The sequence below is a fragment of the Leptolyngbya sp. FACHB-321 genome (genome assembly GCF_014695975.1).
Classification (GTDB): domain Bacteria; phylum Cyanobacteriota; class Cyanobacteriia; order Leptolyngbyales; family Leptolyngbyaceae; genus Stenomitos.
In genome coordinates, this window is record NZ_JACJPI010000090.1 from 178,105 (window position 1) to 192,914 (window position 14,810).

The following is a 14,810-nucleotide window of genomic DNA, read 5'->3' on the forward strand; positions in this document are numbered from 1 at the left end:
CTTCAGAAGCGAGACAAAGATTGCACGCTCACTATATAGATCTGGATTGAGTTGGTTCGCTTAGATCTCATCTGTGCATTGGGTCAGTCGCTTCATTGATTACTAACCTTGTTGCCTTACGGCTCTTTCTGTTAGCTCTGCAACGTTGCCTTCTCTGCTAAAAGCTCAGGTTTAGGTAATGTTTGTAAGCAATCACTTCATTGGCTTGGCTTCTGTCACTCAACGTTATGTTCGTCTAGCCAAACTACGCACTCCCTTTAAGGGCGATGAAACTTTGCAGGGACGGTCTGGTCTTTTCCGCTATAGTTCCCTATGGGCAGCTTTTAGGAGTGGATTCTGTGTTGGGAATGAAGCGCTGGCAGACCGTCGCCAAAGTTATGTTTGCATTCGTATCGATCGCAGTCTTAATGGCAAGCGGGGGAAGCATTGATAAGGCGCATGCTGCTTTTTGGGGACGATCGCGCGCGCCAGAAGCTACTCCAACGACCATCAAGACAACAGGGAAAATTGCAGAAGCTTCACCACCGAGTGCCCTACAGGAGTTGCGGCAGGCGTTGGATAATTACCAGCCCCAGGTTTCGTTTATTAGCCCGCGCCAAAACGAAGTACTGTCCGACAACACTGTTTCTGTCCGTTTCCTCGTCAAAGATTTGCCCATCTTTAAGAATGAGACCTTCGGTTTAGGTCCGCATCTGCACGTGCTGCTAGACAATCGCGGCTACCAGGCAGTGTACGATATCAGCCAACCCCTCATCTTTGACAATCTAGAGCCTGGAACCCATACCATCCGAGCGTTTGCCTCTCGTCCCTGGCACGAAAGCTTTAAAAACGACGGTGCTTTCGTCCAAACGACCTTTCACGTTTTTACCAAAACTCAGGACAACAGCCCAAACCCTGCCTTACCACTGCTAACTTACAGCCGACCACAGGGAAGCTACGGCGCAGAACCGATTTTGCTAGATTTTTACCTGACAAATGTGCCCCTCCATCTAGTTGCTCAGGCAGATGCAACAGACGACATTGCCGACTGGCGGATTCGCTGCACGGTGAATGGAGACAGCTTTGTGATTGATCGCTGGCAACCGCTGTATCTCAAAGGCTTTAAGCCTGGTAAGAACTGGGTACAGCTTGAGTATTTGGATGATAAAGGCAACCCAGTGCCAAACGTGTTTAACAATACAGTGCGCCTGGTGGATTACCAACCTAATGGTGACGATACCCTGTCTAAGTTAGTGCGTGGAGAGCTGTCTGCCGCCGAAGTGCGTGGCATTGTTGACCCCAACTACATTCCACCCGCGATCGACCTAGAACCCCTTCAAGACCCAACTCCGGCATTGCCGCCAGAACCAACGCCAGAATCAGAACTAGCTCCAGAGCCAACCTTAGAACCCCTTCAAGAACCAGAATCGACTCCAGAACCAACGCCATCACCCTTGGAGACTCCATCACCACCATTACCAAATCTAGAACCCTCCGATCGCCCCAGTCCGCCCGCCCCACCCCTTCCGCCCTCTGAACCATCTAGCGATGCCAGCCCGGAGCTAACGCCAACATCACTAGAACCGACTACTCCAACAGAGGCAGCCGAAAGGCAGGACACGATCGCCCCTCCAGTCGTATCATCAGAACGTTCGCCAGAGGCTGAAACGGAGTCCATTCCAACCGTCCAACCGATCCCGATAGACAACACGAGCCTCCCGTCAGCAGCCGAACCTTCAAGTGGGCAAAAACGGTTGCGGCAAGTACAGCAGCAACTCAGCCGCTATCTGCCACGGCAGCGTCAGGTGATCGCGCCTCCTGACCCTGAATTGCCGAGCACTGAATTGCCAAGTACTGAACCAAACTCAATGCCCAGCGTTGCTGTCCCAGATCCTTTACCACCGACTCTGCCAGAAATTATTGACGCAAATCCATCAGATGCACCCAATACGATCGCACCCGCACCATCTTTGCTAAAATAGTACCAACGTACTTGTTAAGTAGGCAGGAAACAGGTAGACTCTATTCGCACGCTACCTTTTGGCGTATGCACAGATGAAATGATTTGCGGTAGTCTGAAAGTCAAGGCTGCTGTGAATTGGAGGCACTGAGCCTGTTTGGTGCGTCTGTTTGCAACTTGATAATGCAAGAGACGATCGCGTGATAAACGATCGTGCGAACCCTGGGCGATCGATCAGAGATAAGCCATTTGGGATGCCGTTCTTAGCAGAGCAAACACAGAGCATCGCTTCACAATCAATTTTCTAAGGTCAAGGGCTTGTCTCAGCTACTTCTCACTCTTTTGCAGCAGTGCCATCACCTGGTCGATAAAGGCTCGGTAATCCACCACGGGTTTAGAAATATAGCCATCGGCACCGCTTTGTTGAAGCGAGTTCTCTCTGTCGCCAATCATGGCGTGTGCCGTTACCAAGATGATCGGAACAGAAGCAGTGCTAGGGTCGCTTTTCAGCAGTTGAGTCAGCCTAATGCCATCCACAGCTCGCCCCTGATACAAGCTATGCGACAGCGACACATCCATCAGCACCAGATCTGCCTGCCCCGCTTTGACAATCTTTACCACCTCATCCGCATCTTCGGTATGCGTCACCGCCAGACCGCCCAGCTTGGTCAAATAGCGCGAAAATACACGCACATTGCCCATATCATCTTCAACCAGCAAAACAGTTTTTGTCATTGGTTCCTACTCGGTAGGCAACAGCGCCACAATCTGATCAACAAACGCCTGATGATCCACAACGGGCTTAGAAATATAAGCATCGGCACCGCTTTGCTTCAAAAAGCTTTCGCGATCGCCCTCCATCGCGTGTGCCGTCACCAGAATAATAGGCAACTTCGCAGTCGTAGGATCAGCTTTCAACATTTGAGTAATCTTAATGCCATCCACCGCTTTGCCCAGGTAGACACTGCGCGACAGCGAGACATCCATCAAAATAATATCGGCTTCGTGGGCATGGGCGATCTGCATGACTTCTTCCACATTCTCCGTGTGTTTGACAGTCAAGCCGCCGCGCTTCGTCAAAATCTTAGAAAATACCCGTGCGTTAATCAGATCGTCTTCGACAATCAGAACGGTTCTCATTATATTTGCCTCGGAACGTGACCCAGATGAAGCAGCTTTGTAATTCGCGTCGATTTTACTGTGAAATGGACACAGGGGCGTTGGGGCGTGACCCCATCGTAAGCGTCGCTTGCTGCAAACACCAGAAAAATTTATGAAATCAACGCTGAAGGAACGACGCTCATGGCTGTAATTACCACTGCCCTGCACACAGAAATGCAGCAGTCCTATCTGGAATATGCCATGAGCGTCATTGTGGGACGCGCGCTGCCCGATGTACGCGATGGCTTAAAGCCAGTGCATCGACGGATTCTGTATGCCATGCACGAATTGGGTTTGACCCCCGATCGTCCCTATCGTAAATGCGCTCGCGTTGTAGGGGATGTACTCGGTAAGTACCATCCTCATGGCGATCAGGCAGTGTACGATGCCCTGGTGCGTCTGGTACAGGATTTTTCGAGCCGCTACCCGCTCTTAGGTGGGCATGGCAATTTTGGCTCAGTAGACAACGATCCCCCTGCTGCCATGCGGTATACCGAAACCCGACTGGCATCGATCGGCAACGAAGCACTGCTGACAGAGATTGGCGAGGCAACCGTTGATTTTGTTGGCAACTTTGACAACTCCCAACAGGAACCAACCGTTCTGCCTGCCCAACTGCCGATCTTGTTGCTTAACGGTAGTTCGGGCATTGCCGTTGGTATGGCGACCAACATTCCGCCCCACAACTTGGGAGAAATCGTGGATGGGTTGGTGGCACTAATTGATCACCCCGATCTACCAAATGCCAAGCTCTTTGAACTGATCCCTGGACCCGACTTCCCGACAGGTGGCGAAATTATTGGCACTGAAGGCATTCAGGAGGCATATGCCACAGGCAAAGGTAGCATTCCCGTACGGGGCGTGGCGCAGGTGGAAGAACTCCAGATTGGGCGCGGACGACACCGACGCACGGCATTGATTGTCACCGAACTGCCGTACCAGGTAAACAAAGCTGCCTGGATTGAAAAGATGGCAGAGCTAGTCAATCAGGGACGGTTGGAAGGCATTGCGGATCTGCGCGACGAGAGCGATCGCGAAGGCATTCGGGTTGTCATTGAGCTACGGCGGGATGTGAGTCCCCAAAAAATTCTCAACAATCTCTACCGTCAGACCGCCTTACAGTCAAACTTTGGCACCATTATGCTGGCACTTGCCGATGGGCAACCTCGCCAGATGCCACTGCGGGAACTACTCCAACAGTTTTTGGGCTTTCGAGAAGAGACGCTCACCCGTCGTTATCGTCATGAATTGACTCAGGCAGAAACGCGCCTCCACATTGTGGAAGGACTTTTGCTAGCACTGACCAATTTGGATACGGTGATCGACATTCTGCGAAACGCACCTGATGGCAGCACTGCCAAAATGCAGTTTCGAGAACAGCTTGACCTGAGCGATCGCCAAGCCGATGCCATTCTCTCGATGCCGCTGCGACGGTTAATTGGCACCGAGCGGCAAAGCCTGCAAACCGAATTTGACGAGTTGACTGCCCGGATGCGAGAACTCCAACGCTTACTGGGCGATCGGCGCGAACTACTCAAGGTGCTGAAAAAAGATCTGCGCTCGTTGAAGAAGAAATATGCTGATCCACGACGCACCAGGATTATTGCCAACGGGAGTCGGGAATCGGGAGTCGGGAATCGGGAGTCGGGAGGTAAGAGTCAACAGTTAGAGTTGGGTGAGCAACTGACGATCGACAGCCCCCCCCTCGATACTGATGCGCCCCCCCATGAAGCCGAAGTTGAAGAAACAGTCGTTGAACTTACCCAGCGTGGTTACATTCGCCGCATTACCCCTAAGGTCTTTCAGCGTAGCCAGCAAAAAGCAGTAGACAAACCAACGCAGGTATTAGACGAAAGTGATGATTTTGTTGCCCAAACGGAGTTTGCGATCACCGGACAAACGTTAGTAGTACTGACTCGCAGCGGCAAGGCGTATCCTCTCAGCATCAGTGATGTACCGCAAGTAGCAGGCAAGTCACGGGGAGTACCCTTAGTCACATTGCTTCCACCCTCGGCGCAGAGTGATCCTGCCTCTGTTATTGGCTGTTTTGTGCTGCCCGAGACGCTAGAAGACACAGCGCTCTTGCTAGTAACGCAGCAAGGACGCATCAAACGGTTGCCTTTAGCAGAATTGGGTGAGTTAACAGGACGAGGACTCACCGTGCTGAAGCTAAAGCCAGACGACCAGCTAGCCTACATCAATTTGACAGAGGTCGGTGATCAGCTCGTGCTGGCAACGGCAGGTGGGCGGTTACTGCGGTTGGTCGTCAATGATGAGCAACTACCTTTACTGAGCCGAGTCGCGCAGGGCAATCTTGCTATTCGCCTGCGGAAGCAAGAAAAGCTAGTCGGTTACACGCTCATTTATCAAGGTGACGATCTGCTGCTGCTGTCCGAGCAGGGCTACGCCAAGCGACTGGCGATCGGCACACTCCGTCTCTCCACTGTTGGCGATCTGGGTACACAATCCGTTCGCTTTACTAACAAGACTGATGCACTCGCTGGCATGGTAGCAGTGACCCCCGATACTGCCGCTACGCTACTAACCAGCACTCATCGTATGGCACGGCTAGTTGGTAGTGAGGTGCCATTAAAGGGGCGCGATGACCCGGGCGATCGCCTCTTGCAACTCGACTCAGACGAGCGCATTATGAGCCTGACGCTCCCCAAACTACCCCTCTCAGCGCTAGAGGAAGACATTACAGAACTGTAATGAGCCATCAGCTTGAGGACACGATTGCCGTTCCAAGCGCATCTTGTATTTAGAGTGGAGTGTGGGCTAGCAGGTGCCAGGTAGAGTTGGTCTGGGTAAAAGCCGCTAGAGTACCAGATCGATCGTTACAGTTAGCTTTTAGGTGAGTCGGGGACATCTAGCCAATGAAGAAAGGCATTCGCCACGATCGCTGCCTGCGTACGATCGCGCAAACCCAGCCGCGTCAAAATATGGGAAATGTGGTTGCGTACCGTTCCTTCTGAGAGAAAGAGGGCTTGAGCAATTTCGCGGTTGCTGGCACCGACCGCAACCATACGTAAGACTTGGCGCTCTCTAAGCGTCAGATTGGTTAAACCGGGCGGGATGTCCAACTGCTGATCCACTGCAATAGTGGGTCCGGCAGCAATCATTTTCTCTAGAATGCCGGGTCCAAACTGTGTGTAGCCTCGATGGATCGAGCGGATCACCTCTGCCAGTTCCTCAGACGGTGTATCTTTCAACAGATAGCCTTTTGCTCCCCAACGCAGCGCCTCAGCGACATATTTCACATCGTCAAAGGTCGTAAAAACCAGGATTTTCGCGCCGGAATATTGCTGGCAGATGATCCGGGTTGCTGTTACGCCATCCATCACCGGCATATGCAAATCCATTAGGATGACATCGGGCATCTGCTCCTGAGCGTGCAACACTGCAAGTTGTGCGATCGCCTGTTGCCCATTGCCCGCTTCACCAGCGACCTGCAAATCGGGTTTGATCTCAAGCAAGGTCTTCAAACCGCGGCGGACAATTTCTTGATCTTCAACTAACAGGACGCGGATCATCGACATGGGTCACTGGAAGGAGAGGTCGGAACATAGCCTGCTTCCCACTATCTCGCTATTTGCCAACTTTTTGATTTTAGTTGTTAATTTTTAATTTTTGACGGTAGCAAAGCCGTTAAACGGCAACCTGCTCCCGGTTCACTGGTAATCTCCAATGTGCCACCTAGCGCTTGAAGACGCTCTCGCATACCCTGAAGACCAAAGCCAGAAACAGCCGCATCGGCTTGAAAGCCCTTGCCATTATCTTGCAGGCTAATTACTAAACCACCCTCCATCAATTGCAGTTGAATGGTCACGACTGTGGCATTGGCGTGCTTGCAAATATTAGTCAACCCTTCCTGCACCAGTCGATAGACCGCAGTGCTCACTGAATGAGACAGAGGCTGGGTGACATCAATCTCGCAAGCTGGCTGCACGCCAGTTGTGCGCTGAAAATCTTGTGTGAGGGCGGCGATCGCCTCTTCCAACAACTGCCCCTGCAATGGATCGGCACGAATGTCAGAAACCGATTGGCGCGTTGCCCGCAACGCATCCGAACCCAGTTGCTTCGCCTCAACTAAGGTTGTGAACGCTCGGTCTGGGTCTTGCTGCCACAGTGCTAACGCCGTTTCCATTTGGATATTGAGGGCAACGAGCGCATGACCCAACGAATCGTGAATGTCACGGGCAATACGGTTGCGTTCCTCCAGGGTTGCCAGTTCTTCGATGCGCTGGTTGAGTGCCTGCTCTTGCTCTAAAGCGCGGCGTAGGTCTGCCTCAACCGCTTCCAACTGGTAATTGCGCTGCTGGAGTTGCACTTGTAGTTGACGCAGTGCCAGTTGATTTTCAACCCGTACCAGCACTTCTTCGACTTGAAACGGCTTGCTGATGTAGTCCACACCGCCAACAGAGAAGGCTTGCACCTTATCAAACACTTCATTGTTTGCACTGATAAAAATGACAGGAATATCCCGTGTGTTGGGATTTGCCTTTAAGCGTTGACAAACCTCATAGCCGTTCATTTCAGGCATATTGATGTCGAGCAAAATCAGGTCAGGCGGCTGCCCCTGCACGCCCATTAACGCTGCCGCACCATTACGAACACTCCGCACATCGTAGGCTTGCTCAGTCAACATTGCCGACAGTAGGCGTAGGTTATCCGGTGTGTCGTCAACAATGAGGAGGTCGCCTTTTAAGGGTTGGCTGGGGTACATGGTTCAGCTTTGGGGTGATGAGATGAGAACGCACAGCGCTTGCTCAGATTTTAGCTGGGGATGTTTGGCTCCAAACGTTACTTCTGCCATTGCACAGAAATTCTAACCCTGGCGACTTGCCATAATGTCCGTCTTTATGGTCATTCCATGTATTTAGAAGCATTTTATTAGCTGGAAAGGGGCAGCCCGATCGCTCCTACGTCTATAAGCCGCAAAAATAAAAGGGTAGAAGTTCCATGTGGTAGCGCGATCGCCATTACAGGAACTCTCGCCAGAAGCTGTGGCAGGTAGTCATAATAAAAGAATTTCTTTCCTTCAATTAGATTCGTGATCGAGTAGTCTGCCAGCAGACATTTCCACGCGATCGTTCATATCCAGATGAAGTCGCTGTTTACTTGTGGCAAGAGGGTAACAAGCGTTCATGATGCGAAGACAAATACTACTGACCATCGGCATTACCCTACTAGCACTTACTGCCATTCTGTATGGCATTGCTGCTACGCTGCTAGCCAGTATGCCAAGCACTGACTATAAGCAAGGGCAGCCCGCTCAGTTTTTAGCTTGGTCAACATTTGGCGTGGGTCTGCTCTTCTCGGTCATTACCCTGCTGCTCGTCGATCGACTGGTGCTGTCACGACTCGCAGCCCTTAGCCGAGCGGTGCCTCACAGCAACCACTATAAGCAGTTCAAGCAGGTCGCTAACGGACAGGATGAATTAGCCGACCTGCCAGCTTATATCAATATCCTGTTGACCGAGCTAGACCAAGCAGAGCAGTTAAGGCAGCAGGCAGCGATGGCTCACCAGCAAAGCCAAGCAAAGCTTCAGAACCTGTTTGAGAACTCCCTGGTCGGTATTTTTCGAGTGCGGTTAGAAGACAGGCTGATTCTGGATGCTAATCAGTGTTTTGCCACCATGCTAGGGTACAACTCAGCCGCCGCTATCATTGGGCAGAAGCACTCAACCGATTTCTATCTTGACCCGATCGAGCAACAGCAGGCAGTGGCACAAATCTCCCTTCATGGCGGCATCCACAGCTTTGAAGCTCAATTTCGTCGCCAGGACGGATCGGTATTCTGGGGACTATTTTCTTGCCAGCTCGATCAAGCCTCTAGTTCTTTAGATGGCGTACTGGTAGATATTAGCCAGACTAAGCGTGCTGAAGCCGAACTGCAAGGGCTGCTTGCCGCCATGCCCGATATCATCCTTGTCTACAACCGCGAAGGGCGTTGCCTCAAACTTTTTTCCACCAACCACAGTTGGCTCGTTAAACCGATCGAGGAACAGGTCGATCGCACCATCTACGAAAACCTGCCTCCTAAGCTTGCAGAGCTTTATCAACGCTATATCTCGGAAGCCTTAGAAACCCAAAGCAACCTCACTGTGGAATATAGCTTAGATGTTGCTGCCCAGCCGATGTGGTTCTCTGCTAGCGTTGCGCCCATTTCTAACGACTCTGTGGTGTGGGTTGTCCGTAACATTACCGCTCGTAAGCAGGCAGAAGAAGCCCTGTACGAAAGTGAAGCTACTAATCGCGCGCTGATTAATGCCATTCCCGATCTGCTGTTTCGCATTCAGCAAGACGGAACATACCTGAATATCCAGCGCAGTAAACACTTTAGGGTAATTAATCCCGACCAACTCGCGATCGGTACAACTGTCAATAACTCCTTACCGCCAGCACTGGCAGAACAGCGAATGCATTATGTGCATCAAGCCCTCAATACTGGAGAACTGCAAATCTACGAGCAAGAGTTGGTTGTAGACGACGAACTGAAGCATGAAGAAGTTCGCATTGTTCCATGCCAGGAGCATGAAGTCATGGCAATGGTACGCGATATCACCGCCCGCAAACATGGTGAAGAAGCCCTACAGCGAAGCGTTGAAGCAGCTGAAACTGCCAATCGTGCCAAGAGCGTCTTTTTGGCAAACATGAGCCACGAACTCCGCACGCCCCTTAATGCCATCCTGGGCTTTACTCAATTGTTGATGCGTGGAGGTGCCCTTAACCCCAAACAAACAGAACAACTAGATACCATCAACCGTAGCGGCGAACATCTACTGACCCTGATCAACGATGTGCTGGAAATGTCGAAAATCGAAGCAGGCAGGGTAACTCTTAATCAAACCGATTTCGACCTCCACGGCTTGCTCAACTGGCTCCAGCAAATGTTTCAGCTCAAAGCCCAGTCTAAGAAGCTGCAACTCATCATTGAATTAGCCAGCGATCTGCCTCAATACATTCGCGCCGATGAAAGCAAACTGCGTCAGGTACTCGTCAACCTGCTAGGCAATGCAGTGAAGTTTACAGAGCACGGCGGTGTCGCGTTGAGGGTGAAGCGGGGAGAGGGGAGAGGAGAGAGAGGAGAGGGGGAAGAGAGGGAAGGAATGAAGGAAGCAGGGGGAGCGAGAGAAGCAGGGGGAGACGTTAACGACCTTAAACCAGCACTTCTTAGCCTTCAGCCCACCGCAGAGCGGAAGCAAGCTACAGCTTTCAGCCCTCAGCCCTCAGCCCTCATCTTTGAGATCGAAGACACAGGACCTGGTATTACGTCCAACGATTTGGAGCATTTGTTTGACCCCTTTGTGCAAACAGAAACAGGGCGACGATCGCAAGAAGGTACAGGATTAGGCTTAGCAATCAGCCAGAAGTTTGTGCAGCTTATGGGCGGCGAAATCAGGGTTCGTAGTACCTGGGGCAGCGGGAGTATTTTTAGCTTTTCCATCCAGACAGATACAGCGGAAGCAGCAGGTCAAAGCCCTCTAATTCACCATCAGGAGGTGATTGGTTTAGCGGCAGAGCAGCCGTCGTATCGCATTCTGGCTGTGGATGACAGACCCGAAAATCGTGCCTTGCTGATGGAGTTGCTAACCTCGGTCGGCTTTGAGGCGCAGGAAGCAAGTAATGGGCAGGAGGCGATCGATCGCTGGCGAGATTGGCAACCCCACTTAATCTGGATGGATATTCGGATGCCCGTGGTCGATGGCTACGAGGCAACGAAGCAAATTGCTGCCGCCTGCAAAGCAGCAGACGTTGTGCCTCCCATCATCATTGCCCTGACTGGTAGCGTCTTTGAAGAAGACCGCAAAGTTGCCCTCGCTAACGGGTGTAACGACTTTGTACGCAAACCGTTCCGAGCTGAGATCCTGTTTGAGAAAATGGCAGACTATTTGGGCGTACGTTACATCTATGCCGATAGCCAACAGTCGTCAGCCGTCAGTTCGCAGCTAGCAGCACAGGCTGAAAGCTTTATGCTGACCGCCGAGAGTGTTTCTGTTATGCCCGATGAATGGGTGGAGCAACTTCATCAAGCAGCCGTCAAGATGAATGCAAAGTTGGTACTAAATCTCATTGAGCAAATTCCAGAGCCGCATGCCCAACTTGCTCAAGCACTTACTCAACTAGTTGATGATTTTTGCATTGAGGCGATCGTAGACTTGACCTAGTAAGCAAAGGTTCCTACCGAAGTGCTTGATCGTGACATTTGTCATGTTTAGGGCGTGACATTTATTACGTGCGGATGATGACATTGATTCGATAATGTGGTGAGTGAAGTAGGACAACGGAACTACAGCTGACCGATTTATCCACAGGAAACATCCATGATTGTGACCACAACTCCCGCCATTGAAGGGGAAGTGATTGGGGAATACCGCGGCTTAGTCAGTGGAGAAGCCGTTCTTGAAGCTCATCTTTTTCGAGCAGTGATTGCCGGTATTTTGGATCTACCTGGCGTTCGCTTGACCAACTACTCGCAGTCGCTCGACCAAGCAAGAGAAACCGCGATTGGGCAAATGACGCAAGCAGCCGGCGAACGTGGTGCCAACGCCGTGATTGGCGTAGATGTTGATTACAAAACCATCCGCGTGAGTGATGATGAGCATCTAGTCATCGTTGTGGCAAGTGGTACCGCCGTTAAATACATCCAATAACCCGTAGAGTACTGCGGCTTAGATAACAGTGTGGCTGATCATCAAATGGATGATCGTCAGGTGGATGCCTTTGCCCGTGCGGTTGCAATCTCAGCCGTCGATCGTGCAGTTCTCTAGACGTAAGCATATCCCCTAAGTAAACACAGTCCTTGGTAAACACAGCAGACACTAATGTTGACAGCAGCAACGTTGACTAGATGGCGTTCTGCACATAGCGGCTCCAGCTAACAATTAGTATGCGGCTGCAATGAATGGGCAGCCAATCGGAAGGCAGTGATACCCCCAATCCGGCAACGGTTCGCTACGATCATCTTAAGATGAGTACCGGAAGCTAAGAATTGAGCCTTAAATAGCTTGTCATCCTAGCAATCTGTAGTAGGCACAGAAGTAGAGGCAAAGTCTTGCCATGCCTCTACATAAAAACTTGACTCTATTTAATCTGTGTTTCTCAGTACCGGCATCAGTACCGAAGCCAAACCTGTGCCAGCGATCGCCGCTGACTGCACAAGAAGGCTCACTGCAACGAAAGCATAGGACGTATCAATGGTTGACCCCTTACAACAACGCATCAATCAATATCAGCGGTTGAGCGAACTACGGCTAAAATTACTGCGCCTACACAAGCTTTTACTAGAAGCAGAGCGCGTTGCTTACGAACAAGTACAAGGACAGGTCTCTAGAGGAGAACTACTGCAATTAGTGATCTCTCACGATCAATTTGCCTGGTTACATCGGCTGTCGCAAATCATCGTGCAAATTGATGAGCTACAGCAAGCGGACGAGCCCATTTCTTTAGAAACGATCGCTACGTTCCTGGTTGACGTGCGTACGCTGCTTACCCCTTCTGAGTCAGGTGATGACTTTGCGACAAAGTACGATGCAGCCTTACAGCAAAACCCTGATGTTGTGCTAGCACATGCGGATGTTGTCACGCTCCTGACCATGCCATCTAAAGGTTAAAGGTTAACTGCATCAATTAAGAGCTTATCTGCTAACGTTGGTAGACTATAGCCGCGTTTAGGTATGAATCCTATAAAGTTAGCGGCATCAAAGGCGATTCTGGGGACATAGTCGCTAGAATCAGTTGCACAAAGCGACAGCCTACTTCTCGTGGTAATCCTTCGTTTACCTTGCTCTTAATGACTGCTGTGCCCCTTCCTCGACAGCCATCGTCAAGATCGGACGCTGAAACTGATGCGCCGACCCCTTCAGCGACATCTCCGTCTATGGAGATCCGTCGCGATCGTCGTACAGCACGTCCCTCTAACGGTACGACAGATGGTGCTGCGCCTGAGATCACCCCAGTCTTTGCCTTAAAGGAACTGGTTGCACGACTGAATCGAGAACAGCACAAAATTCAAGACTTGCTGAGTTCACTCGGCTTTGCGCTGCGGAGTTTCAACAATCTCAATCAGTTTTTAGAACTCATTCCACTGATGGCAAGTCGGGTGACAGACAGCGATGGTGGGGCGCTACTGCTGTTTAAACCCAACGGGCAGGTACGTCTGGAGCGGCTCCATTGCCAGGACAGCCGCTGGGGTCAGGATATTCGCAAGGCTCTGGAGACAGCGACCCGTCAGATGGCATCGGCACTAAATCCAACTGCTGGTCAAGCGATCGCCCTTACGCCTGGTGCGATCGCCTCGCTGGATCATCAGGTGAGCCATTACTTAGGTGCCAATGTCCAGCTTTTTGGCACTGCTATTCTGGTAAAAAATACAGAACGTGGGCGGCTTTACATTTTTAGCCGCGACCCGCAGTATGGCTGGACCGAAACCCGTCAAAAGCTAGTGCGTCTGATTGCTGACCAGACCGCAGTTGCGATCGAAAACGATGAACTGACCGTCGAACTTCGTAAAAAGGAACGACTCGATCGAGAGCTTGAGATTGGAGCCGAGATTCAACTGCGCCTCTTGCCGCGATCGTGCCCCAAGATTAAAGGCATCGAGCTAGCGGCACGCTGTCAGTCAGCCAATCGAGTGGGCGGCGATTTTTACGACTTTATTCCTGCCAGCTACGACCAAATCCGCTCGAAAAAAGACGGCAGCAGCGAGTGGGGACGCTGGAGTTTGGCGATCGGCGATGTGATGGGCAAAGGCGTGCCTGCGGGTCTGATTATGACCATGACGCGCGGTATGTTACGGGCAGAAGTGCTAAATGGTCACTCGCCAGCTCGCATTTTGCAGCATCTCAACCGCGTCATGTATGCCGACCTAGAAAACTCCAATCGTTTCGTTACACTCTTCTATTCTGAGTACGATCCCCAGACGCGGCTACTCTCTTACAGCAATGCGGCTCACAACCCGCCCTTGCTCTGGCAAGCCGCAAGCAAAACGATTCGACGGCTCGATACACTGGGAATGCTGATTGGGCTAGACGCCGATACACTTTATCAGGATGCCCAGGTACAGCTTCAGCCAGGCGATACGCTGATTTATTACACTGATGGCTTTACTGATGCAGCCAATCAAAGTGGTGAGCGGTTTGATGAGGACAATTTGACTCGATCGCTGCAATGGGCTTGCCAACACTGTGATCATCCCCAGGCGATTCTGGAGTACTTGTTCAATGAAGTGCAGATCTTTACTGGCACAGCGAACCGCAACGCTGATGATATGACGCTTATTGTCATGCAAGTAAAAGCCTCCGAGCCATAAAGCCGCTTGCCTGGCAAGGGTTGAGTAACCTAGCGTTGCTGCACTAAATGATAAATTTCTACAGCAGCGGCATGATTCTGGTGCCTAGAGAACAGAATGCGCCTCATATTAAGTTCCCAGAGCCACTTCATTGCCTCAAAGAGCGATCGCAAGCTATAGCAGTTAAAGAGAACGCTTGGACAGACATAAACCTTGAAACCTCCTTTGAGCAAGGGCTTCTGTTCATCCCTCATCCTTCATCCTTTTGATATGGAAGCGAGCGCCCTTATTTAACGTCAGTTCGGGTTAAGCCGGAAGGAGCAAATTGTGGTCAAGGGCAATGGATGGCTTCTTTGGCTGATGGCAATAGGCAATCAATCCGCCCAAGATATTGACAAAGCAATTGACTGGAGAACG

At 51.2% G+C, this 14,810-nt stretch carries 11 protein-coding genes and 1 pseudogene; 6 read left to right on the forward strand and 6 right to left on the reverse strand.

Translation table 11 applies throughout. From position 1 onward, the window contains the following. Positions 1 to 266 precede the first annotated feature (266 nt). Positions 267 to 1,961 (forward strand): hypothetical protein, encoded by a 1,695-nt coding sequence (locus tag H6F76_RS29365; protein ID WP_190513671.1) that lies wholly within the window; start codon positions 267 to 269, stop codon positions 1,959 to 1,961. Positions 1,962 to 2,266: 305 nt separating this feature from the next. On the opposite strand, the gene H6F76_RS29370 is transcribed toward H6F76_RS29365, so the two are convergent. Continuing rightward, positions 2,267 to 2,674: a response regulator gene (locus H6F76_RS29370; protein WP_190513672.1), complete on the reverse strand. Its 408-nt coding sequence runs from the start codon at positions 2,672 to 2,674 to the stop codon at positions 2,267 to 2,269. 6 nt (positions 2,675 to 2,680) lie between these two features. After that, a complete protein-coding gene (locus tag H6F76_RS29375) occupies positions 2,681 to 3,079 on the reverse strand; it encodes a response regulator (RefSeq protein ID WP_190451421.1) in 399 nt (132 codons plus the stop codon). A 162-nt stretch (positions 3,080 to 3,241) separates the two neighbouring features. On the opposite strand from H6F76_RS29375, the gene H6F76_RS29380 reads away from it, so the two are divergent. Further along, positions 3,242 to 5,812 carry a DNA topoisomerase (ATP-hydrolyzing) gene (locus tag H6F76_RS29380; RefSeq protein ID WP_190513674.1) on the forward strand — a complete coding sequence of 857 codons (2,571 nt, stop codon included), beginning with the start codon at positions 3,242 to 3,244 and terminating at the stop codon, positions 5,810 to 5,812. A 131-nt stretch (positions 5,813 to 5,943) separates the two neighbouring features. Here the strand turns inward: H6F76_RS29380 and H6F76_RS29385 are convergent, their stop codons facing one another. After that, entirely contained in the window at positions 5,944 to 6,633 is a 690-nt protein-coding gene (locus H6F76_RS29385; RefSeq protein ID WP_190451690.1) for a response regulator transcription factor, read from the reverse strand. 83 nt (positions 6,634 to 6,716) lie between these two features. Next, positions 6,717 to 7,826, reverse strand: coding sequence for a response regulator (locus tag H6F76_RS29390; protein ID WP_190513676.1), 1,110 nt, complete (start codon positions 7,824 to 7,826; stop codon positions 6,717 to 6,719). Between the two features lie 421 nt (positions 7,827 to 8,247). Between H6F76_RS29390 and H6F76_RS29395 the strand changes: the two genes are divergently transcribed. The 4 genes from H6F76_RS29395 (at position 8,248) to H6F76_RS29410 (ending at position 14,414) form a co-directional block, all read left to right on the forward strand. Next, positions 8,248 to 11,271 carry an ATP-binding protein gene (locus H6F76_RS29395; RefSeq protein ID WP_190513682.1) on the forward strand — a complete coding sequence of 1,008 codons (3,024 nt, stop codon included), beginning with the start codon at positions 8,248 to 8,250 and terminating at the stop codon, positions 11,269 to 11,271. Positions 11,272 to 11,427: 156 nt separating this feature from the next. Continuing rightward, a complete protein-coding gene (locus tag H6F76_RS29400) occupies positions 11,428 to 11,757 on the forward strand; it encodes a heavy metal-binding domain-containing protein (protein ID WP_190451428.1) in 330 nt (109 codons plus the stop codon). Between the two features lie 543 nt (positions 11,758 to 12,300). Then, positions 12,301 to 12,717, forward strand: a complete 417-nt coding sequence (locus H6F76_RS29405; RefSeq protein ID WP_190513684.1) for a hypothetical protein — start codon at positions 12,301 to 12,303, stop codon at positions 12,715 to 12,717. Between the two features lie 266 nt (positions 12,718 to 12,983). Further along, the gene (locus H6F76_RS29410; RefSeq protein ID WP_190513714.1) at positions 12,984 to 14,414 is read left to right on the forward strand and encodes a PP2C family protein-serine/threonine phosphatase; all 1,431 of its coding nucleotides are present in this window, start codon (positions 12,984 to 12,986) and stop codon (positions 14,412 to 14,414) included. A gap of 29 nt (positions 14,415 to 14,443) precedes the next feature. Here the strand turns inward: H6F76_RS29410 and H6F76_RS29415 are convergent, their stop codons facing one another. Both H6F76_RS29415 and H6F76_RS30770 read right to left on the reverse strand, forming a co-directional pair. Next, positions 14,444 to 14,647: a hypothetical protein gene (locus H6F76_RS29415; protein ID WP_190513686.1), complete on the reverse strand. Its 204-nt coding sequence runs from the start codon at positions 14,645 to 14,647 to the stop codon at positions 14,444 to 14,446. 52 nt (positions 14,648 to 14,699) lie between these two features. Beyond that, positions 14,700 to 14,810 (reverse strand): annotated as a pseudogene (locus H6F76_RS30770) (IS982 family transposase); the annotation flags it as partial.

What these genes read in the sequence shown, in the direction of transcription:
- H6F76_RS29365 (WP_190513671.1), top strand. Translation starts at nt 267, where the DNA reads ATGAAACTTTGCAGGGACGGTCTGGTCTTTTCCGCTATAGTTCCCTAT.
- H6F76_RS29370 (WP_190513672.1), bottom strand. Translation starts at nt 2,674, where the DNA reads ATGACAAAAACTGTTTTGCTGGTTGAAGATGATATGGGCAATGTGCGT.
- H6F76_RS29375 (WP_190451421.1), bottom strand. Translation starts at nt 3,079, where the DNA reads ATGAGAACCGTTCTGATTGTCGAAGACGATCTGATTAACGCACGGGTA.
- H6F76_RS29380 (WP_190513674.1), top strand. Translation starts at nt 3,242, where the DNA reads ATGGCTGTAATTACCACTGCCCTGCACACAGAAATGCAGCAGTCCTAT.
- H6F76_RS29385 (WP_190451690.1), bottom strand. Translation starts at nt 6,633, where the DNA reads ATGATCCGCGTCCTGTTAGTTGAAGATCAAGAAATTGTCCGCCGCGGT.
- H6F76_RS29390 (WP_190513676.1), bottom strand. Translation starts at nt 7,826, where the DNA reads ATGTACCCCAGCCAACCCTTAAAAGGCGACCTCCTCATTGTTGACGAC.
- H6F76_RS29395 (WP_190513682.1), top strand. Translation starts at nt 8,248, where the DNA reads ATGATGCGAAGACAAATACTACTGACCATCGGCATTACCCTACTAGCA.
- H6F76_RS29400 (WP_190451428.1), top strand. Translation starts at nt 11,428, where the DNA reads ATGATTGTGACCACAACTCCCGCCATTGAAGGGGAAGTGATTGGGGAA.
- H6F76_RS29405 (WP_190513684.1), top strand. Translation starts at nt 12,301, where the DNA reads ATGGTTGACCCCTTACAACAACGCATCAATCAATATCAGCGGTTGAGC.
- H6F76_RS29410 (WP_190513714.1), top strand. Translation starts at nt 12,984, where the DNA reads ATGGAGATCCGTCGCGATCGTCGTACAGCACGTCCCTCTAACGGTACG.
- H6F76_RS29415 (WP_190513686.1), bottom strand. Translation starts at nt 14,647, where the DNA reads ATGAGGGATGAACAGAAGCCCTTGCTCAAAGGAGGTTTCAAGGTTTAT.